Consider the following 20,160-nt stretch of genomic DNA (forward strand, 5'->3'; position numbering starts at 1 on the left):
TCGGCGCCGGTTTGTATCCGAAAGTGGCCCGTACACCCCGTAAATCCGCGTGTTCTCACGAGAGGTCGCCTCTATTGCATACCGATGAGAGTCGAGTTCGCGAGCCGAGCCGGGATGCGATCTTCCTCGTACTGCATACAGAATGAGCGAAGGAGGACGACATGTCGACACGCATCATCACGTCGGAGGAGTGCGAGGCGCTCACCGAGTGGCCCGGGCTCATCGCCGCGCTCGCCGACGCACACCGGGCGCTCGCCGAGGGAGGGGCGGTGCAGCCGGTCCCCGAGGCCCTGCGCATCCCGGGGGACTCCAGCGCCGACGGCCCCGCCGCGGTGCCCATGAGCGCCTTCGCGCCCTACCTCGGTCTCGCCTCGGTCAAGCTGCTGATCGACGCGCCGCGCAACCGCGCGAGCGGGCTGCCTCCGCAGCGCTCGACGGTCTCCCTCTACTCCGCCGAGACCGCCGAGTGCCTCGCGCTGATCGACGGACGGGCGCTGACCCGGCTGCGGACGGCCGCGGTGTCGGCCCTCGCGACGTCGGTGCTCGCCCGCCCCGACTCCCGAGTCCTCACCCTCGTCGGCGCCGGCCCGCTCGCCCGCGAGCACGCGCTCGCCGTCGGCTCGGTCCTCGAGCTCGACGAGGTGCGCGTGTGGTCGCCGTCGGGATCCTCGGCGCAGGTGCTCGCCGCCGAGCTCGTCGCGAACGGCGTCCCGGCGACGGCGCGCGGCGACCTGGAGGACGCGGTGCGCGACTCCGACGTCGTGTGCACCCTGACGCCGTCGGTCGAGCCCGTGCTCGACGCGGGATGGTTCGCCGATGGTCTGCACGTCAACGCCGTCGGGTCGCCGCCGCGGCACGGCTACCGCGAGCTCGGCGCCGACGCCCTCGCCCGGGCCGACCGGGTGGTGGTCGACACTCGTGGCATCGCCTTCTCGGAGTCGGACAACATCCGCCTCTCGGGGCTCCGGCCCGCCGACGTGGTCGAGCTCGGCGAGGTGCTGGCCGGCCGCGCGACCGGGCGCCGCTCGGCTGCCGACGTGACGGTCTTCAACTCCGTCGGCATCGGACTGCAGGATCTCGCCGCGGGCGCGTACGTGCTCGCCCGGGCCGAGCGGGCGGCGCTCGGCATCGAGGTCGAGACGCGGGCGGCGCGGTGACCGCGAGCGCGCCGACCCGCTTGAATAGGAGGAGTCGAGCGAAGGAGGCCCGCGTGACGAGCATCGCCCCCGAGGAGTCGCTGACCGCTCAGACCTATCGCACGCTCCGGCGCGAGATCATCCTCGGCCGCTACCCGCAGGGGTCGCGGCTGGTCGAGTCGACGCTGGCGAGCGAGCTGAACGTGTCACGCCTGCCGATCCGCGAGGCGGTGCCGCAGCTCGAGAACGAGGGCTTCGTGCGCACCCTGCCGCGGCGCAGCTCCCGGGTGACCGAGTGGACCGCGGCCGATGTGACGGAGCTGTTCGACGTGCGGCTGAGCCTCGAGACGCTCGCCGCCCGGCTCGCGGCCCGACGCGTCGCCGAGGGCGTCTCGCCCGATCCGCTGCACGAGGCGATCGCCGCCGAGCACCGCGCCCTCGACAGCGAGGACTGGCTGCTGGTCGCCGAGACGAGCACCGTCGTGCACGAGGCGATCGTCGACATCGCCGGCAGCGCGCTGCTCGGCTCGCTCATGCGGGCGGTGAGCGGGCGGATGACGTGGCTGTTCTACCTGACGTCCGCGCGCGACCAGCACCAGCAGTCCGACGAGCACCAGGGCCTGCTCGAGGCGATCCTCGCCGGCAACGACCGGCTCGCCGAGTCGATCGCCTTCACCCACATCGAGAAGGGGCGCGCCCCGTCGCTGCAGCTGCTCGGCGCGGGGCCGCGCGACGCCTGACGGCAGTGGGTCTCGACACGCCCCCGCGGGGCTGCTCGACCAGCAGCCAGGCGGGGGAGTCCTCTTGCCGCCTGCCTGCTGATCGAGTAGCCCGCGCAGCGGGCGTATCGAGATCCCCCTCCGTCAGCGGGTGATGCTCACGCGCCGTGGCGCAGGCGGCGACGGAGGAGCATCATCCCGCCTCCGAGTAGGAGCGCGAGAGCGCCCGCCGGGAGGAGCGACAGGTCGGCGCCCGTCGCGGCGAGGGCGTCGTGCGTGCCCGGCTTCTGAGCGACGGGCGTGGCCGTCGGAGTCGTCACGGGGACGACGACCGCGGTCGGCTCGGGCGACGGAGCGGGAGCGGGCGTCACCGCGGGCTCCGTCGGCACGGGCGTCGGCGCCGGCGTCGGCACCGTGCCCTCCTGGGCGAGCACGGGCACGGTCGACCAGTCGATGTCGCTCGCCAGGCCGTACGAGGTGTACGAGGCCTGGTTGTAGGCCGTGTTCTGGCGCGCGACCTCGACCCGGTACTGCGGGTCGTGCATCAGCGTCGTCAGCTTGCGGTCGGTGACCTCGGTGCTCGAGTAGATCCGGATCGCGCTCGAGTCGGCCGTCGGCAGCAGGAGCTCCTCGCGCCAGTCGCCGAGCACGTCGGCGACGAGCGACGGGTTGCCCTTGGTGCCGTTGTTCGTGACGGTCCCGTCGGCCGAGAGCAGCACCGTGCCGTCGCCGGTGACGATCGTCGGAGTGACGGGGGTCGCGTCCTGCATCGTGGTGCTCGCGACGATCTGCGTCGTCATGTCGGCGGCCCAGCGGATGCTCTGGTTGGTGCCGGGCTGCGTGTCCGAGATCGGCGCGCCGGCGGCCGAGAGCTCGCCGATCGCCCACACCTCCTGGCCCGGGACCGCCGGGTCGATGTCGCCGATCATCCCGCGGCCGGTGTCCTTGCCGGAGTAGGCGCCGAAGAGCACCTCGCCGGTCGCGGCGTCGCGCAGTGCGTAGCCGTAGGGGGCTCCGACGCCTCCCTCGTGCACGGTGAAGGTCTCGAGACCGGGGTTCGCCGGGTCGATGTCGGTCACGTGCATCGCGTCGCCGTGGCCGAGCTTCGCCGAGGTGCCGGGAGCCGAGCTGCCCTCGGGGAGGGTGTCGTACGAGCTGTAGAGCAGGCTGCCGTCGTCGTCGAGGGTCGCGGAGCCGTAGACGATCTCCTGGCGGCCGTCGCCGTCGACGTCCGCCGCGCTGAGCGAGTGGAAGCCCTGGGTGGTGAGCGTCGCCCACTCGGGGCTGGTCCCCTCCCGGCCGTGCGGGGTGTCGTTGAAGGGGTTCGTCATCGGGACGTGACCGCTGTCGGCCGTCCAGCGCTTCGTGAGCGAGGTGCCGTCCCAGTCGTAGGCGACGACGACCGCGCGGGTGTAGTAGCCGCGGGCGAAGACGGCCGACTGCGTCTCGCCGTCGAACGACGCGACTCCGGCGAGGAAGCGGTCGTTGCGGTTGCCCGGCTCGATCCGCGAGTAGGCGTAGTCGCCCCAGAGCAGGCCGTCGTCGCCGCGGGCGGGCTCGTAGGCGACGGTCTCGAGCTCGGCACCCGACTCGCCGTCGAAGACGGTGAGGTACTCGGGGCCGGTGAGGATGAAGCCCTCGAAGGTGGTGAGGTCGTTGCGGTCGCTGCGGCTGGGCGCGTAGACGTCGATGAAGTAGTCGACGAGCTCCTCCGCGCCCGTGCGATCGAGGGGGTACGAGTGGGTCGGAGCGGTGCCGAACGCCTCCTCGAGGGTCGCGGGCCACTGGCCGCTCGTCACCTCCTCGCGGGTGCTCCAGCCCTCGAACACCCCGATCAGGTGCTCGCGGTAGTCGGCGGCCGACATCCGGTAGTCGTCGGCGGGAGTGACGCCGGCGGCGACGTCCTCGGGGAGCAGCGTGATCGACTCCGCGCGCGAGGGGTCGCCGCCCGGGATCGTCACCGTGCCCGGGGCGGTCTTCGTCATGATCTCCGAGCGGCCGTCGCCGTCGAAGTCCGACACCATGAACTGCGTGTAGTGGGCCCCCGAGCGGATGTTCACGCCCAGGTCGATGCGGTGCAGCAGCGTGCCGTCGGCCTCGTAGGTGTCGAGGTAGGTGCTGCCGGTGTAGCCCTTCTGCGAGACGTCCTTCGCGTTCGAGGGGTACCACTTCACGACGTACTCGTAGTCGCCGTCGCCGTCCATGTCGCCGACGCTCATGTCATTGGCGCTGTAGGTGTACGCCTCGCCGGCGGGAGTGACTCCGTCGGCCGGCTTCTGCAGCGTGAGCGTCTCGAAGGCGTCGGCGGAGGCGGTGGCGGGCGCGCTGGGCTCGCCCGGCTCGCCGTCGACGACCGGCACCACGCGGTACTCGTCGCCGGGGGCGCCGGCGGGGTCGTGCAGGTTGGTGCTGTCGGTGACGACTCCGACGCGCTCCGCACCGCGGTAGACGGCGAAGTCGGCGCCGACCATCCCGGTGTCGGAGGATCCGGTGACCTCGGTCGCGAGCAGTCGCCAGCTGACGAAGACGCCGCCGTCGGGCGAGGCGAGGGCGACGACGCCGCGGTCGAGGTCCTCGAGCTGCGCGGTGAGCGCGGGGTTCGCGGAGGCGGTCGGCGCGGTGGTCTGCGCGACGGCCGGGCCTGCGGCGGCGAGCGCGACGCCCGCCACCAGCGCGAGGCCCAGTCCGGAGCGGAGGGCGGAGTGCCGCGGCGGGCGCCCGCCTCGGAGTGTCGGGGCAGGAGTGAACGGACGTGAATTCGGCATTGAATCCCTCGGCATCGATGGTGCCGGGCTGCAGGAATGCGCTTTCCCCGGCCGTGCCACCCTATGTGAAACCTTTCAGAGAGGTCAACATCCGCCGAGTCGGCCGGCTTGCGGGCTGATGACCCGCACAACTGAGGCCAGGAGGCTCAGATCAGCCGATTCTCGAGTTTCTCGTCAAGCTGGCCTTAGTTGTGCGGCTGGTCACGCGACGACGGGTGGTCGAGGCGTCGACGATCCGGGCCTCGTCGGGCAGCGCGGCCTGGGCGTCCTCGGAGAACTCGCAGCAGCTTCCCGCTCGTGCAGCCGGGTCTCGATCTGGTGCGCGAGGACGGGCCGACTCCACCCGTGAACCACGTCCTCCGCGGCGTACCACTCACGCAGATCCTGGTCGTCGAGCTTGTCGAGCAGCTCGAGGACGTGGCCCCAAGGCAGTTGTCCAACGGGTCGTTGGACTACTGCGTCCTCGTCGGGCCCTGCCGTGGCCGGCGCATGGAGAACCTGCTGGTCGAGCCCGCAGCCCCGCAGGGGCGTATCGGGACCCGCCACCATCAGCAGATCAGGGCCTTGACCCGGCATTCTGACGCTGGTGGATCTCGATACGCCCGCTGCGCGGGCTACTCGATCAGCAAGACTGAGGCGATACCGGTGAGGTGAATCCTGACTCGGCCTTCGGACGCTGGTGGATCTATTTGGAGGAGATCATCCGCAAGCCTGTTGGTCGAGTAGCCCCGGAGGGGCGTATCGAGACCCACCACCGTCAGCAGATCGGAACGCCGATCCGCAGGTCTGAAGCTGGTGGATCTCGATACGCCCGCTGCGCGGGCTACTCGATCAGCGAGGGGCGCTGCTCACCAGCCGTCGTCGGAGTCGGCCTCGTCGGAGGTGTCGGCGGCGATCATCTCGACGATGGTGTCGACGGTCAGCCACGGGCCGTTGCTGACCTCGCCGATCTTCTCGCGGTCCTTGAAGACGACGATGCGGTCGCTGAGGCGCACCACCTCCTCGAGCTCGGAGGAGATGTAGACGACCGACACGCCCTCCTTCGCGAGCTGCGCGATGTGCGCCTGGATCTCGACCTTCGACGCGACGTCGATGCCGCGCGCGGGCTCGTCGAGCACGAGCAGGCGCGGCCGGGTGGCGAGCCAGCGCGCGAGGACCACCTTCTGCTGGTTGCCTCCGGAGAGGTACTTGACCGGCAGGTCCGGGTCGGCCGGAGTGATGTTGAGCGCCTCGACGTAGGTCGCGACGAGCGTGTCCGTCTCGGCCGCCGACAGCGGGTGCGCCCAGCCGCGCAGCGCCTGCAGGCCCAGCACGAGGTTCTCGCGGAGGGAGAGGTCGCCGATGATGCCGTCCTCGCGGCGGTTCTCGCTCGAGTGGGCGATGCGGTGGCGCAGGCCCGACACCGGGTCGGTGATCTGCGCGGGCTCGCCGTCGATCAGCACCCGGCCGCTGTCGGCCTTCTCCACTCCGCTGAGGAGGGAGGCGAGCTCGGTGCGCCCGGAGCCGCGCAGCCCCGCGAAGCCCACGATCTCGCCGCGGTGCAGCTCCAGATCGGTCGGCGCGACCGCTCCGCGCCGGCCGATGCCGTACGCGCGGTAGATCGCAGGCCCGGTCGGCTGCCGGCGGTGCTCGCGGCGGTCGGAGCCGATCTGCCGCAGCGCCTCGATGTCCTCGCCGATCATCTTCGCGATCAGCTCCGCGCGGTCCATCGCGCGCGCCGGGTACTCGCCGACGGTGCGGCCGTCGCGCAGCACCGTCACCCGGTCGGACAGCGTGAGGACCTGCTCGAGGAAGTGCGACACGAACACGATCGCGACGCCCTGGTCGCGCAGCCTCCGCAGCACGGCGAACAGGCGTGCCACGTCGCCGAGGTCGAGGCTCGACGTCGGCTCGTCGAGGATCAGCACCCGGGGCCGGTCGACCATGGCGCGGCCGATGGCGACCAGCTGGCGGATGGCGGGGGAGAGGGAGCGCAGCGGCAGGTGCGGGTCGAGGTCTCCGAGGCCGAGCTCGGCGAGCATCTCGGCCGCTCTGGCGTGGGTGCGCGACCACGAGATGCCGAGGCGGCCGCGGATCTCGTGGCCGATCATCACGTTCTCGCCGATGCTGAGGTTGTCGGTCAGCCGCTCGTCCTGGAAGACGGCGGTGATGCCGGCCGCCTTCGCATCGGCGGGCCCGGAGAAGCGGCGCGCGACTCCGTCGAGCACGATCGAGCCGGCATCGGGCTGGTGGATGCCGGTGAGGGTCTTGATCAGCGTCGACTTGCCGGCGCCGTTCTCGCCCATCAGCCCGTGGATCTCGCCCGGGACCAGCCGCAGACTCGCCCCCGCGAGCGCCGGGCCCGAGGAGAAGGCGACGCTGATGCCCGACATCTCGACCACGGGGTCGGCGCATCTCGGAGTCGTCCTCGACTGGAATGCCACGTGCCGTCCTCGGTTCGTGTCGGGCGCGCCGTCGGGAACGGAACGCCAGGGTGCCGCCGATGATACGCGAGCGCGGCCCCGCGGATCACCCCCTCCCGCGTCAGGCGCGCGGGGGAGCCGTCGACTCGCGGACGACGAGCTCGGTGGGGATGCGGGTGCGCTGCGGGATCTCCTGGCCGCGGATCCGCGCGTGGATCACCTCGGCGACAGTGGTGCCGAGCCGGTCGAAGTCCTGCCGCACCGTCGTGAGGGGAGGCAGGAAGTGCCGCGCGGTCGGCAGGTCGTCGAAGCCGACGATGCTGACGTCCTCGGGAACGCGGATGCCGCGCTCGACGAGTCCGTGGATCACTCCGAGCGCCATCTCGTCGTTCGCGACGACCATGGCGGTGAAGTCGGGGACCGAGCGCAGGCTCTTCGCGAAGTCGTAGCCGGAGTCGGGGGTCCAGTCGCCGACGACGATCGGGCGCTCGTGCATCCCCCACTCCTTCGCGCGGGTGTGGAAGGCGCGCTCGCGGGCGCGCGCGTCGAGCCAGTCGAGGGGGCCCGAGAGGTGCAGCACGTCGCGGTGCCCGAGCGAGGCGAGGTGGTCGACGGCCTGGCTCATGCCGCCCTGCTGATCGACCGAGACGGTGAGGAAGCTCGGGTCCTTGTCGGACTTGACGACCAGGGTCGGCACGCCGATCTCGACGGTGCGCAGCGTCGCGACGGAGGAGGAGCGCGGCGCGATCACGCACAGCGCGTCGATCCCGAGGCCCGACAGGTGGTTGATGGCGTCGACCGGCGACATGTCCTGGTCGTCGCGGAGGGCGACGGAGGTGACCGAGTAGCCCTTCTCGCGGGCGGCCCGCTCGATCGCGCGCAGGGTGCTCGAGGGGCCGAACTCGGCTCCGCTCTCGATCATCACGCCGATGCGGTCGGTGCGCTGGGTGACGAGCGAGCGGGCGGCGATGTTGGGCCGGTAGTTGAGCTCGTCGACGGCCTCGAGGACCTTCTGCCGGGTCGACTCCTTGATGTTCGGGTGCCCGCTGAGCACCCGCGACACCGTCATGTGCGAGACGCCCGCGACCGCGGCGACATGGCGGAGGTTCGGCCGATCGGCCATGAGAGGACCTCCTCCGCTCCCCGGGCGGGTGAGCCGCGCACCCCCGGTGCGGGCGAGGTCGGGTGCCGGCGCCGTCGAGAGTGCGTCCAGCATAGTCAAGCAGGGTTGCGCGGCCGCGGCCTGCATGCTGGTCGAGTAGCCCGCAGGGGCGTATCGAGCGACGAGAAGTCGGCCCCTGTCGCCGCCCATGCTGGTCGAGCAGCCCCGCAGGGGCGTATCGAGACCCGCGAGCTTCAGGAGACCAAGCGCCTGACCGGGTCTTCTGAAGGACGTGGATCTCGATACGCCGCGTTCCGCGGCTACTCGATCAGCGAGGAGGGGCCACACGCAGGAGGCCACTCTTCTCGACAGACCCACCAGCTTCAGTGGATCATACTTCTGACCTGGACTTCTGAAGCTGGTGGATCTCGATACGCCCGCTGCGCGGGCTACTCGATCAGCGAGGAGTGGGCGGCCTCAGCTGACAGCGGGCCGCTGCGAGGGGTCAGCCGCAGCTCCGCGCGGCGTACGGTGCCGTGGTCGTCGCGGTGACGGGGGCGCCTCCGACGGTCGCCGTCGCGGTGACCGCGGCCTCGCCCGCGGCGAGCTGCGCCGCGCGCACGGTGTACGCGGCCGAGGCGCTCGAGCCCGGCTTCACGGCGGTGAACGTCTTCACGCCCTCCGCCGTCCGCACGGTCACGTCCATCGGCACGGTGTCGCCGTTCTTCGCGACGACCGTCAGCACCGGCTTGCCCGCGACGCAGCGCGAGGAGGCGGTGGCCGTGACCTTCAGCGACGCCTGGACGGTGACCGTGGCGGTCACCGGCATCCGCGACGCGTCCTGCGCGACTCCCGAGACCGTGAAGGTCCCGGCTGCGGCGTAGGAGCTCGGCGCGACGGCGTCCCACGTGACTCCGACCGACTGCCTCGCACCGGTCTTCGTCGTGATCTCGGCGCCGGGGAGCACGGGCGCGGTGCCCGCCTTGGTCGTCACCGCGATCGGAGCGACCGAGGCCACCGCGATCGAGGGCGCGAAGCCCTCGAGCACCTTCTGGTACTCGGCGCGGGTCACCGGGATGACCGTGCCGTGGCGGGGCGTCCCTCCGTCGGAGTTCTGCGGGAGGTTCGTCCGCAGCTTCGCTCCGAGCGGCTGCCACGAGTCGCCGTCCGCCAGGTCGTCGGAGCCGAACGGGATGTAGTGGTTCGGGCCGGCGTGGTAGTCGGGCTGGTCGATGAACAGGAACCAGTCGAGTCCGTTCACGTCGCCCTCGTTCGCCGGGAACACGTTGGGGCCCTCACCGCTCGTGAAGGTGCCGCCGGGCTCGCCGTTGGGCAGGCCCGAGGCGACGCGCTCCTTGACCAGGGTCCACTCGTCCGCGGGCCCCGTGGTGCCGGGCAGTGTGCCGCTCACGGTGGCGAGCAGATCCGTGCTCTTCTCCTCGCGCAGCGTCATCGACGCCTCGTCCTTGGTGAAGCGGTAGTAGGTGTCGCCGTCCTTCGCGATCGTCGAGTCGATGGTGCCCCGGCCGGTGCCGCGCTTGACGTCGATCCACGGCTTCGCCTCCGAGAAGGTGACGAAGTCGTCGGTCGTCGCGTACATCATCTGGTTGTAGGTGACCGCGGTGCGGTCGGCCGCGTTCGTCGTCGGGTACATGTTCGAGGCCCAGAACACCACGTAGGTGTCGAGCTCGTCGTCCCAGTACGCCTCCGGGGCCCAGGTGTTGCCGGCGAAGTCGGTCGAGACCTTCACGTGGCGCTGCGCCGACCAGTCGACGAGGTCGGTCGACTCCCACACCTCGATGTACTTCGAGCCCGACTTCTGGGCCGTGTCGAAGCCGCCGGCGAGGCCGTCGATCTTGAGGTCGGTGGCGAGCATGAAGAACGTGTCGCCCTCGGGGGAGCGGACGATGAACGGGTCGCGCAGGCCCTGAGTGCCCTGCGTCGAGGTGAACACCGGCTGGCCGCTGTTGAGCGTGTTCCAGCTCAGCGCGTCGTCGCCCTTCGAGGCGGCGAGGCTGACGCGCTCGGCGCCGGCGCCCTCACCGGTGAAGAAGGCCCACACGTAGGCCTCGGTGTCCTCGGTGCCGGTGGGGAGCGGCTGGAGGCGCAGCGTGAAGTCGCGCGTCTTCACGACGGATCCGCTGGTCGCCGTCGCTCGGACCACGACGTCGGTCGCCGGGGAGCTCGCCTGCGGCCGGTCGACGACGATCGTGCGGCTGTCGGCGGTGCTGCCGGCGCGCACGGTGGTGGTGCTCGATCCGACGACGCTCCACTCGATGCTGGAGCCGAGCGCGCCGCGCGCGGGCACCGAGACGTTCGTGCGGACGTTGGAGGCGTTCGGGATGCTGATCGCGTCGAGGTCGCGCTGGGCCTTGTCGGCGTCGGCGACGTCGGCGACGACCTTCACGAGGTAGTCGACCGAGCGGGTGTCGGTGCCCGAGGTGTAGGTCGCGGTGAGCACGACGGAGGCGTCGGGGGAGCCGGCCGCGGGGCGGGTGACCGCAGCGGTCGCTCCGCTCACCGCGATCGCCGGGCTGTTCGAGCGCCAGGTGATGGCGACCCCGGAGGAGCTGGCGGGCAGCGCGAAGTCGGCCGTCGCCTCCGTCGGGATCGTCACCGAGGCGACGGCGCGGTCGAGGGCCTCGGAGGAGTAGAGCGCCTTCACGGCGTCGGCGCTGAGCGCGCTGCCGTAGACGGCGAAGTCGTCCACGTCGCCGCTCCAGCCGGGGTCGTTGTAGGTGGAGCGCGCGAGGTAGGCGACGAGGGAGGTGCCGAACGAGGCGACATCGCGCGCGATCGCGTTCTGGCTGATGCGGGTGCCGTTGAGGTAGACCGACAGGGTCCCGGTCGTGCCGTCGATGACGGTCGTGTAGAGCGAGAGGCCCGACGGGGTGCGGGCTCCCGTGGTGCCGGCGTTGGTCGATCCGGGCCCGACCTCGGTGCCCCACGGCGCGCCCGCGTTCACGGAGTTCGTGACGACCGACTTCACGTAGCCCGACGGGTTGCTCGGGTTGAGCAGCCAGTAGCCGGACGAGTTCGAGGCGCCGGAGGCGACGGGCGCGCCCACGAAGGCCGCTGCGACGTTGCCGGGGCCCGAGCGGGGCGAGAGCCAGGTCGAGAACGTGAGGTCCTTCTTGCCGACGAGGCCCGCCGTGGGGATGTCGAGGTAGGGGGCGGCCGAGGCGGAGCCGCCGGGAAGGCTGATCAGCCCGTCGCGGAACGTGGCGCCGGTGCGACGCAGCGTCGCGTCGTAGCCGTTGCCGCTCGAGTCGGCGACCGTCGTGCCGGTCGGCGCGGTGTCGAAGGTGTAGTGCAGGAGGGGCTGCTCCGTCGCTCCGGAGGCGGAGGCGGGAACCGTGGCGCCGAGCAGCGCCGTGGCAGCGACGGTGGCGACCGCCAGAGCGGTCCTCACCGCCGATCGTGATCGTGTCATCAAGAACGTCCTCGTGGTCGATGCGGCGACGGAGGCGCGATCCACGACGGACCTGTGCGCCCTCGCACGGATTGTTAACGTGAACACCATAGGTCCGCGGGACTCTCCTCGACCAGCCCCCGAGGGCCGCGAAGCGGGACGCCTCTCGACGATTGACCGCGTCCACGGGCGCTGTTACCGTGAACAAAATTCTGACGATGGAGTCACCATCAGCACTCGACCGACCGACCGCGCTCTTCAGCCACCGGCGGTGCGCCGGCGTTCCACGGCCTGGCTGCTGATCCTCCTGGCGGCGATCGTCGCCCTGCCGCTCGCCGCCGCGAGCCCCGCGGTCGCGCTCGGTGAGCCGACCTTCACCAACCCGATCGAGCCGGACACCGCCGACCCGACCATCGAGTTCCACGACGGCAACTACTACCTGGTCGCCACCACGTGGGACAACCGCGTGGTGATGCGGAAGGCGCCGACCCTCGCGGCGCTCGGCACCGCGACTCCGACGACCGTCTACTCCGACACGAACCCCGGCCGGAACGCCAACATGTGGGCGCCCGAGCTGCAGCGCCTCAACGGCCCGAACGGCTGGCGCTGGTACCTGATGTACACGATGGGCACGGCCGGGAACTTCGACCGCCAGCACCTCCAGGTGATCGAGAGCGCGGGCGACGACCCGATGGGTCCGTACACCTACAAGGGGCGGCCGATCCCGACCGACGACTGGAACATCGACGGCTCCTACCTCGAGCTCAACGGCGAGCTCTTCATCACCTGGTCGGCGTTCTCGGCCGGGCCGAACCGTCTGCAGAACAACTACATCGCCCGGATGTCCGACCCGTGGACCGCCACCGGGCCGCTGAACGTGCTCTCGCAGCCGGTCGAGTCGTGGGAGACCATCGGCGCACCGGTGAACGAGGGCCCGGTCCCGCTCCAGAAGGACGGCCGCACCTGGATCGTCTACTCGGCCAGCTTCTGCGGCACCGAGGACTACCAGCTCGCCACCCTCGAGTACGGCGGGGGCGACCCCGTGCTCGCCTCCTCGTGGACGAAGAGCGACGGCCCGGTCTTCTCGAAGGCCAACGGCGAGTACGGCACCGGCCACAACGACTTCTTCGACTCGCCCGACGGCACCGAGACGTGGAACCTCTACCACGCCAACGCCCGCCCCGACGGGGGCTGCGGCCGTGAGCGCTCGGCCCGCGCGCACCTCGTCGAGTGGGCCGCCGACGGCGAGCCCGAGTTCGGCACCCCGCTCGGCACCTCGGCGCAGATCCCCGTGCCCAGCGGAGAGAACGCGCCGATCACCGCCCGCATCGAGGGCGCCCCGTGGCAGCTCGTCAGCCGCAGCACCGGCCTCTGCGCGACGGTCTCGTCGGCCCAGAGCGGCGACGGCGCCTCCGTGGTGCAGGGACCGTGCTCGACTCCGCGCGCGAACTGGACGCTCGACCCCACCGGCGACGGCTACCTCCGGATCGTGAACGCCAGCAGCGGCAAGTCCCTCGGACCGGTCGGCTGCTCCACCGCCCCCGGAACGGCGCTGCAGCAGTCGGCGTGGCTCGCGGGCGGCTGCCAGCAGTGGACGGTGGCGCCCGGCGCGGGCGGGTACTCGACGCTGACCAGCCGCACGGGCGGCACGGTGCTCGATGCTGTCGGAGGCGCCGTCCGGCAGTCGACCCCGACCGCCGCCGCCTCGCAGGAGTGGGCGCTGCGCCCCTCCGGAGCGGTCGCCGTGACCTCGTTCGTCACCGGCAAGTCGTTCGATCTGCCGAACTGCTCCACCGCCGACGGCGCGGTGCTGCAGCAGCAGGAGTGGCTCGGCTCGCCGTGCCAGCGCGTCACCTTCACCGCCGCGGCGAACGGCGCCGTCGAGATCCACCCGGTCTCGGCCGCCGCCAAGTGCCTGTCGGTGACCGGAGGCTCCACCGCCGACGGAGCGACCGTCACCCAGGGCGCGTGCGGCATCACCGGGAGCGCCTGGCGCCTCCAGCCGCGCACCGACGGCACGATCGAGCTGCGCGCCGTGCACAGCGGCAAGGCTCTCGACCTCTCGAACTGCTCGGCCGAGAACGGCACGCGGATCGGCCAGTGGAGCGTGCTGAACAACGACTGCCAGCGCTTCCGCGTCTCGCTCGGTGCTCCGGCGCCGACCGTCGCGCTGCAGGTCGTCGCCACCTCGACGGTGCGCTGCGTGGCGGGCAAGCCGGTCATCACGACGACGGTGAAGAACACCGACGACCTGCCGGCCGACATCACGATCACCACCGCGGCCGGCACGAAGACCTTCCCGGCGGTCGCCGGCGGGAAGAACGCCACGGCGAGCTCGACGGTGCGGCAGGCGACGCTCGTCGCGGGGTCCGCCACCGTGTCGGGCGCCGGAGTCGACGACCAGGGGCGCGCGGTCACCACGACGGCGGCGTATCCGGCGATCACCTGCGGCTGAGCTTCTGACTGACGTAGGTCTCGATACGCCGCTGCGCGGCTACTCGACCAGCAGGCACTGCCCCGCCGACAGGCACTCTGCTGAATCCGCAGGCCCCGCGTTTCTTGCTGATCGAGTAGCCCGCGCAGCGGGCGTATCGAGATCCACCAGCGTCAGACATCACCCCTCCAGCACTGTGCGAAGGAGCACCATGCCCACCACCTCCAGGCGCGCGCCCCTGCGCGCCGTCCTCGCCGCCCTCGGGATCGGGGCGGTGCTCGCCTCGGGTCTCGTCGCGCCCGCCGCCACCGCCGCCGAGGCGCAGATCCCGTCCTCCGGACTCCTCGCCGACTACCGCTTCACGCAGACCACCGGCGCGAGTGTCCCGAACACCGCGGGAGGCGCCGTGGGACCCGCCCGTGTCGTGAACGGGACCGACGCGCTCTGGACCGGCACGTCGCTCCGTCTCACCGGCGGCGCCAAGACGAGCGCCGCACCCTGGGTCGAGCTGCCGGACGACCTGCTGAAGGGGAAGTCCTCGGCGACGGTCACCGTCGAGACGCGGGCCGACGCGTCGATGCTCTCGACCTTCCACTTCCTCTGGAACCTCGGCAGCGACAGCACCTCGCAGTACTGGTTCGCGTCGGTGCGCGACAGGGTGCGCACCGCGATCACGACCGGCGGAGGCGGCGCCGAGATCAACGCGCGCAGTGCCTCCGGCATCGCGGCCGACCGCTGGTACAGCCTCACCTCGGTGATCGACGGCCCGGCCGGCACGATCTCGTTCTTCGTCGACGGCGTGCGCGTCGCGTCGGCGCCGACCGCGCTGCGCCCCTCCTCCGTGACCGACCAGTCGCTGAACACGATCGGCCGCGCGCCCTACCCCGACCCGTTCTACAAGGGGGAGGTCTCGGCGTTCCGCGTGTACGACCGGGCGCTGAGCGCCCAGGAGATCGTCGACGTCTCGACCGTGGACGCGAAGCCCCACGCGGCGACCTTCGCGCCGCTCGTCGCAGGGGTGCTCGACTCCGTCGCGGTTCCGGTGACAGTCGACGACTCGACCACGACCCTGCCTGACTACGGTGGAGCCGTGACCTGGGCCTCGAGCGACCCGGCCCTCCGCGTGACCGACGGCCGGACCCTTCAGGCGGACCGGCCCGCCGCGGGACAGGCCGCCCGGGCCTCGACGCTCACCGCCACCGCCTCGATCCGCGGAGTCGCGCAGACCCGGCAGATCGCCGTGACGGTCGAGCCGCAGGTCGGCGTCGACACCCCCTACGGCTATCTCATGGTGCACTTCATCGAGGATGCGGCGGGCTACGCCGAGAAGATCTACCTCGACGTCTCCCGCGGCGACGACCCCGAGAAGTGGGACCCGCTGAACGGCGGGAAGCCGATCCTCGCCTCCGACCTCGGCACGACCGGCGTGCGCGACCCGTACCTCACCTTCAACCCCGAGACGAAGAAGTACTACATCATCGCCACCGATCTGCGGGTCTTCGGCGGCGACCAGGGCTCGGGCTCGTGCACCACGTGGTGCTACTGGACCACGCAGGGCAGCACGAGGATGAACGTCTGGGAGTCGACCGACCTGGTGTCGTGGAGCGACCTGCGCCAGTTCGACGTGGCGCTCGACGGCGCGGGCGCGAAGGCGCTCGAGGCCGGCATGATGTGGGCGCCCGAGGCGACCTGGGTGCCCGACTACTACGCGGCGGGCAGGGGCGCGTTCGTCGTCTACTGGTCCTCCACCGTCTACGGCAGCGCCGCGCACACGCCGGGCACCGGCTCGTCGCGCGTTCTCTGGGGCGTGACCACCGACTTCACCCAGGCGACGTACTCGTACGGGGGCACGTTCATCGACACCGGGGCGGATGTCATCGACACGACCCTCATCCAGGACGACGGCACGACCTACCGGATCTCGAAGGACAACGGCACCGGCCGCGGCATCTACATGGAGTCGACGACGGCTCCGAAGTGGTGGCTGCCGGCGACGACGTGGACGCCGCTGCAGGACCGCATCGGCGCGGTCTGGGCGGGTGGGAACGCCGGGGGAGTGGAAGGGCCGGCCGTGTTCAAGGATCACGACACCGACCGCTGGTACCTCTACGTCGACGTGATCCCCTCCACCGGCTACCGGCCGATGGTGACCACCGACCTCGACGCGGGCTGGACGCAGCTGAACGACCCCGGCTTCTCGATGGCGCCGTCGACCAAGCACGGCGGCATCGTCTCGCTCACCGCGGGACAGTACGCCGAGGTCCGCGCGGCCGATGCGGCCTCGGCGGTGCGGTCCGACCTCGGCGAGGTCGGCTCCGTCGCGGAGCTGCCCGCCCGCGCCGACGTGGTGCTCGCCTACGGGCGCGGCACGGCCTCGCAGCCGGTGACGTGGGACGTCTCGACGGTGGGCACGGCTCCCGGCCGCTACGCGGTGAGCGGAGTCGTGCGGACTCTGGGAGCGAACGACAACCAGTGGGTGGGGGCCGGCGGATCGACGGCCTACAACGCTCCTGGCCGCGTGCTCTCGAGCTCGACCGCCGCCCGCGTGACCGCCACGGTCGTCGTGGCGGCGTCGACGGCGACGCTCACCGCGTCGACGCGCTGCGTCGCCGGCAAGGTCGTGGTGACCGGAGTCGTGAAGAACACGGGCGCCTCCGCGGTCCCGGTCGTGATCCGCTCGGCGTGGGGCTCCTCGCCGGCGCTGACCGCGGCTCCGGGCGCGAACGCGACGCACGCCTTCACGACGCGGGCGGTGTCGGTGGCGGCCGGCACCCTGACAGCGACGGCCGGCGGCGCGACGCTCACGGCGCCGTACGCGGCCCGCAGCTGCGGCTGACGGGCGGCAGCGATCCCGCTGCCTGCTGAAGCTGGTGGGTCTCGATACGCCGCCTGCGGCGGCTACTCGACCAGCGGGCTGGAGGGCGGGCGTCTCGCCCCCCCGTCGCTGATCGAGTAGCCCGCGCAGCGGGCGTATCGAGATCCACGTCCTCCGGAGCGCGCGGCTCAGGGTGCGCGCCACTCGCGGAGGAACTCCTCCTCGTCCACGCGGACACTGCAGCGACCGGGCTCCGTCTGCTGGACTGTGCCGCATGATCCGATCCGGCCGCGAGCCGCTCGCCGTGCTGGTGCAGCCGGTCCTGACCGGCGCCGCCGCGCTGACCATCGGCCGACGGGCGCGACCGCTCGAGAACCGGCTGTTCACGGTGGGTCCCCGCGAGCCGGCGATCCTCCGGGCGCTGGGGGTCGGACGCTTCGGGCGGATGCTCGACCGGACGGGCTGGAACCGGCGGATCACGCGCCTGCGCGCCTACGACGGCACCCGCGCGGGTCTCGCGTCGCTCGATCAGCACACCCGGCGGTCGGAGCTCGTGCACCTCGCCGGTACCGCGGGCGGTGTCACCGTCGCCGCCGCCGTCCTCCTCCGGGGTGCGCCTCGCGGGGCGGCGGGGCTCCTGGCCTCGACGATCGTGCTGCAGCTCTACCCGGCGCTGCTGCAGCGGCTCGTCCGCGCACGCATCCAGCGGGTCCGGTGTCGGGAGCGCGCCTCCGGGCACGGCAAGCTGGAGGGATGACTGCGCCGACGACACCGCCCACCAGCCTCGACCGGGTCCGCGTCAGGGGCGCCCGGGAGAACAACCTCCGGAGCGTCGACGTCGACATCCCCCGCGACTCCCTCGTGGCCTTCACCGGCGTGTCCGGCTCGGGCAAGAGCTCGCTCGCCTTCGGCACGCTCTACGCGGAGGCGCAGCGGCGCTACTTCGAGTCGGTCGCGCCCTACGCGCGGCGGCTGATCGACCAGGTCGGCGTGCCCGACGTCGACGCGATCGAGGGGCTGCCGCCCGCGGTCGCCCTGCCGCAGCGGCGCTCGAGCGGATCGGCGCGGTCGACGGTCGGCAGCGCCACGACGCTCTCGAGCGTGGTGCGCATGGTGTTCTCGCGGGTCGGCCGGTATCCGGAGGGGGCGCCGATGCTCTTCGCGGAGGACTTCTCGGCCAACACGGTCCAGGGCGCGTGCCCTACCTGTCACGGCATCGGGCGCGTCTACGACGTCCCCGACGAGCTGATGGTGCCCGACGAGTCGCTCACCATCCGCGACGGCGCCCTCGCCGCCTGGCCGACCGCCTGGCACGGCAAGCAGCTGCGCGACAGCCTGATCTCGCTCGGCTACGACATCGATGTGCCCTGGCGCGATCTCCCGGCCCACGAGCGCGACTGGATCCTGCACACGCCCGAGTCGCCCCAGGTGCCCGTCTGGACCGACCGCTCGCCCGCCGAGGTGCGCGAGGCCGTCGCCGCCGGGGTCGAGCCGAGGTACATGAGCACGTTCCTCGGGGTGCGCCGCTACGTCCTCGACACCTTCGCCGGCTCGAAGAGCGCCCGGATGCGCGAGCGCGCGGCGACGTTCCTGGTGAGCGTGGCGTGCGGCACCTGCGGCGGCAGGAGGCTGAAGCCCGAGGCGCTCGCCGTCACGTTCGAGGGCCGCGACATCACCGAGCTCTCCGCCCTCCCGCTCGAGGATCTCGTGGTCGTCATGAAGCGCGTGCTGGAGCCGGACTGGGCCGCCGCCGACGGAGCACCGCAGACCCGCCTGGCCGCGCAGCGCCTCGTCGAGGACCTGGTCGGGCGCATGTCGCCGATCATCGACCTCGGGCTCGGCTACCTCTCCCTCGACCGGTCGACGCCCACGCTCTCCTCCGGCGAGCTGCAGCGGATGCGCCTCGCCACCCAGGTCCTGTCGCGCCTGTTCGGCGTCGTCTTCGTCCTCGACGAGCCGTCCACCGGTCTGCATCCGGCCGACACGGAGGCGCTCCTCGGCATCCTGCGGACGCTCAAGGAGACGGGCAACACGGTCTTCTTCGTCGAGCACTCCCTCGAGGTCATCCGCCAGGCCGACTGGATCGTCGACATCGGCCCGGGCGCGGGGTCGGGTGGCGGGACCGTCGTCTACTCGGGCGAGCTCGCCGGCCTCACGGGCGCCCGCGACTCCGTCACGCGGCGCTACCTCTCCCCCGAGGGCGATCCCGTGCCGCTGCGCACCCGGCGCACGGCCGACGCGCGGATCGAGCTCGCCGGAGTCGCGCGCAACAACCTCCGCGACCTGGCGGTCTCGTTCCCGGTCGGCGTGCTGACGGCCGTCACCGGCGTCTCCGGATCGGGCAAGTCGACGCTGGTGAACCAGGCGCTCCCGGACCTGCTGCGGGCGAGCCTGCGCGCCGACGTCGCCGAGGACGCTCCCGCCGCGGAGGAGCGCTCCTCCGACGACCCGCTGCTCGACTCGACCGCCGACGCCACGCTCGGGAGCGCCTCGGGGCCGGCCGACCGCCTCCGCCGGGTCGTGCAGGTCAGCCAGACGCCCATCGGCCGCACCTCGCGCTCGAACGTGGCGACCTACACCGGCCTGTTCGACCGGGTGCGGGCGCTGTTCGCGGCGACTCCGGAGGCGAAGCGCCGCCGCTTCGGGGCGAGCCGGTTCTCGTTCAACCTGCCGAGCGGACGCTGCCCCGTCTGCAAGGGCGAGGGGTCGATCGAGGTCGAGCTGCTGTTCCTGCCGACCGTCGAGGCGCCCTGCGCGACCTGCGGAGGGACCCGCTACAACCCCGAGACGCTCGAGGTGACGCTGAACGGGCAGACGATCGCCGACGTCCTCGCACTCAGCGTCAGCGCGGCCCGCGACGTCTTCGCCGACGAGCCCGAGGTCGTCCGGCACCTCGACGCGCTGCTCGACGTCGGGCTCGGCTACGTCTCGCTCGGCCAGCCGGCCCCCGAGCTCTCGGGAGGCGAGGCGCAGCGGGTGAAGCTCGCCTCGGAGCTGCGTCGCGCCCAGCGCGGCGACACCCTCTACCTGCTCGACGAGCCGACCTCGGGCCTGCACCCCGCCGACGCCGACCGCCTGCTCGGCCACCTGCAGCACCTGGTCGACGCGGGCAACACCGTGATCGTCGTCGAGCACGACATGCGGATCGTCGCGGACGCCGACTGGGTCATCGACCTCGGCCCCGGAGCGGGCCAGGCGGGCGGCTCGATCGTCGCGACGGGCACTCCGGAGGAGGTCGCGCGGTCCTCCGCGAGCCGCACCGCGCCCTACCTGCTGGAGGCCCTCGCTCAGCGCCGGTGAGGGCGGGGGCGGGGCTTCGCAGTCGCTCGGTTCCCGCACCGAAACCTCACCGAAACGCGTTTGTTCACGGTAACA

At 72.0% G+C, this 20,160-nt stretch carries 11 protein-coding genes; 6 read left to right on the plus strand and 5 right to left on the minus strand.

The features are described 5' to 3' along the window. Nucleotides 1–161: 161 nt before the first annotated feature. On the plus strand, nucleotides 162–1,157 hold the full coding sequence (locus GRS92_RS09035) for an ornithine cyclodeaminase family protein (protein WP_159855414.1): 996 nt from the start codon (nucleotides 162–164) through the stop codon (nucleotides 1,155–1,157). 53 nt (nucleotides 1,158–1,210) lie between these two features. Beyond that, nucleotides 1,211–1,876, plus strand: a complete 666-nt coding sequence (locus tag GRS92_RS09040) for a GntR family transcriptional regulator (protein WP_159855416.1) — start codon at nucleotides 1,211–1,213, stop codon at nucleotides 1,874–1,876. Nucleotides 1,877–2,013: 137 nt separating this feature from the next. Here GRS92_RS09040 and GRS92_RS09045 read toward each other — a convergent pair whose 3' ends face one another. The 5 genes from GRS92_RS09045 to GRS92_RS09065 all read right to left on the minus strand — a co-directional run bounded on the left by GRS92_RS09045 (nucleotide 2,014) and on the right by GRS92_RS09065 (nucleotide 11,557). Then, the gene (locus GRS92_RS09045) at nucleotides 2,014–4,620 is read right to left on the minus strand and encodes a rhamnogalacturonan lyase (protein ID WP_159855418.1); all 2,607 of its coding nucleotides are present in this window, start codon (nucleotides 4,618–4,620) and stop codon (nucleotides 2,014–2,016) included. Between the two features lie 201 nt (nucleotides 4,621–4,821). Beyond that, a complete protein-coding gene (locus GRS92_RS19180; protein WP_327437432.1) occupies nucleotides 4,822–5,196 on the minus strand; it encodes a DUF1016 N-terminal domain-containing protein in 375 nt (124 codons plus the stop codon). A gap of 272 nt (nucleotides 5,197–5,468) precedes the next feature. Continuing rightward, nucleotides 5,469–7,043, minus strand: a complete 1,575-nt coding sequence (locus GRS92_RS09055) for a sugar ABC transporter ATP-binding protein (RefSeq protein WP_327437433.1) — start codon at nucleotides 7,041–7,043, stop codon at nucleotides 5,469–5,471. Between the two features lie 100 nt (nucleotides 7,044–7,143). Then, nucleotides 7,144–8,145, minus strand: a complete 1,002-nt coding sequence (locus tag GRS92_RS09060) for a LacI family DNA-binding transcriptional regulator (RefSeq protein WP_159855420.1) — start codon at nucleotides 8,143–8,145, stop codon at nucleotides 7,144–7,146. 484 nt (nucleotides 8,146–8,629) lie between these two features. Continuing rightward, nucleotides 8,630–11,557, minus strand: coding sequence for an immunoglobulin-like domain-containing protein (locus GRS92_RS09065; protein ID WP_159855422.1), 2,928 nt, complete (start codon nucleotides 11,555–11,557; stop codon nucleotides 8,630–8,632). 250 nt (nucleotides 11,558–11,807) lie between these two features. On the opposite strand from GRS92_RS09065, the gene GRS92_RS09070 reads away from it, so the two are divergent. The 4 genes from GRS92_RS09070 to GRS92_RS09085 all read left to right on the plus strand — a co-directional run bounded on the left by GRS92_RS09070 (nucleotide 11,808) and on the right by GRS92_RS09085 (nucleotide 20,085). Beyond that, nucleotides 11,808–13,991: a family 43 glycosylhydrolase gene (locus GRS92_RS09070; protein ID WP_159855424.1), complete on the plus strand. Its 2,184-nt coding sequence runs from the start codon at nucleotides 11,808–11,810 to the stop codon at nucleotides 13,989–13,991. A 190-nt stretch (nucleotides 13,992–14,181) separates the two neighbouring features. Continuing rightward, nucleotides 14,182–16,806, plus strand: coding sequence for a LamG-like jellyroll fold domain-containing protein (locus GRS92_RS09075; protein ID WP_159855426.1), 2,625 nt, complete (start codon nucleotides 14,182–14,184; stop codon nucleotides 16,804–16,806). Nucleotides 16,807–17,059: 253 nt separating this feature from the next. Beyond that, entirely contained in the window at nucleotides 17,060–17,542 is a 483-nt protein-coding gene (locus tag GRS92_RS09080; protein WP_159855428.1) for a hypothetical protein, read from the plus strand. Continuing rightward, the gene (locus GRS92_RS09085) at nucleotides 17,539–20,085 is read left to right on the plus strand and encodes an excinuclease ABC subunit UvrA (RefSeq protein ID WP_159855430.1); all 2,547 of its coding nucleotides are present in this window, start codon (nucleotides 17,539–17,541) and stop codon (nucleotides 20,083–20,085) included. Before GRS92_RS09080 ends, GRS92_RS09085 begins: the two co-directional genes overlap by 4 nt. Nucleotides 20,086–20,160 lie beyond the last annotated feature (75 nt).

Source organism: Rathayibacter sp. VKM Ac-2754 (assembly GCF_009807095.1).
In the GTDB taxonomy this organism is placed as follows: Bacteria; Actinomycetota; Actinomycetes; order Actinomycetales; family Microbacteriaceae; genus Rathayibacter.

Bases quoted from the DNA above. Each gene is read 5' to 3' on its own strand.
- GRS92_RS09065 (WP_159855422.1), bottom strand. From the start codon at position 11,557: ATGACACGATCACGATCGGCGGTGAGGACCGCTCTGGCGGTCGCCACC.
- GRS92_RS09060 (WP_159855420.1), bottom strand. From the start codon at position 8,145: ATGGCCGATCGGCCGAACCTCCGCCATGTCGCCGCGGTCGCGGGCGTC.
- GRS92_RS09035 (WP_159855414.1), top strand. From the start codon at position 162: ATGTCGACACGCATCATCACGTCGGAGGAGTGCGAGGCGCTCACCGAG.
- GRS92_RS09080 (WP_159855428.1), top strand. From the start codon at position 17,060: ATGATCCGATCCGGCCGCGAGCCGCTCGCCGTGCTGGTGCAGCCGGTC.
- GRS92_RS09075 (WP_159855426.1), top strand. From the start codon at position 14,182: ATGCCCACCACCTCCAGGCGCGCGCCCCTGCGCGCCGTCCTCGCCGCC.
- GRS92_RS09045 (WP_159855418.1), bottom strand. From the start codon at position 4,620: ATGCCGAATTCACGTCCGTTCACTCCTGCCCCGACACTCCGAGGCGGG.
- GRS92_RS09085 (WP_159855430.1), top strand. From the start codon at position 17,539: ATGACTGCGCCGACGACACCGCCCACCAGCCTCGACCGGGTCCGCGTC.
- GRS92_RS19180 (WP_327437432.1), bottom strand. From the start codon at position 5,196: ATGCCGGGTCAAGGCCCTGATCTGCTGATGGTGGCGGGTCCCGATACG.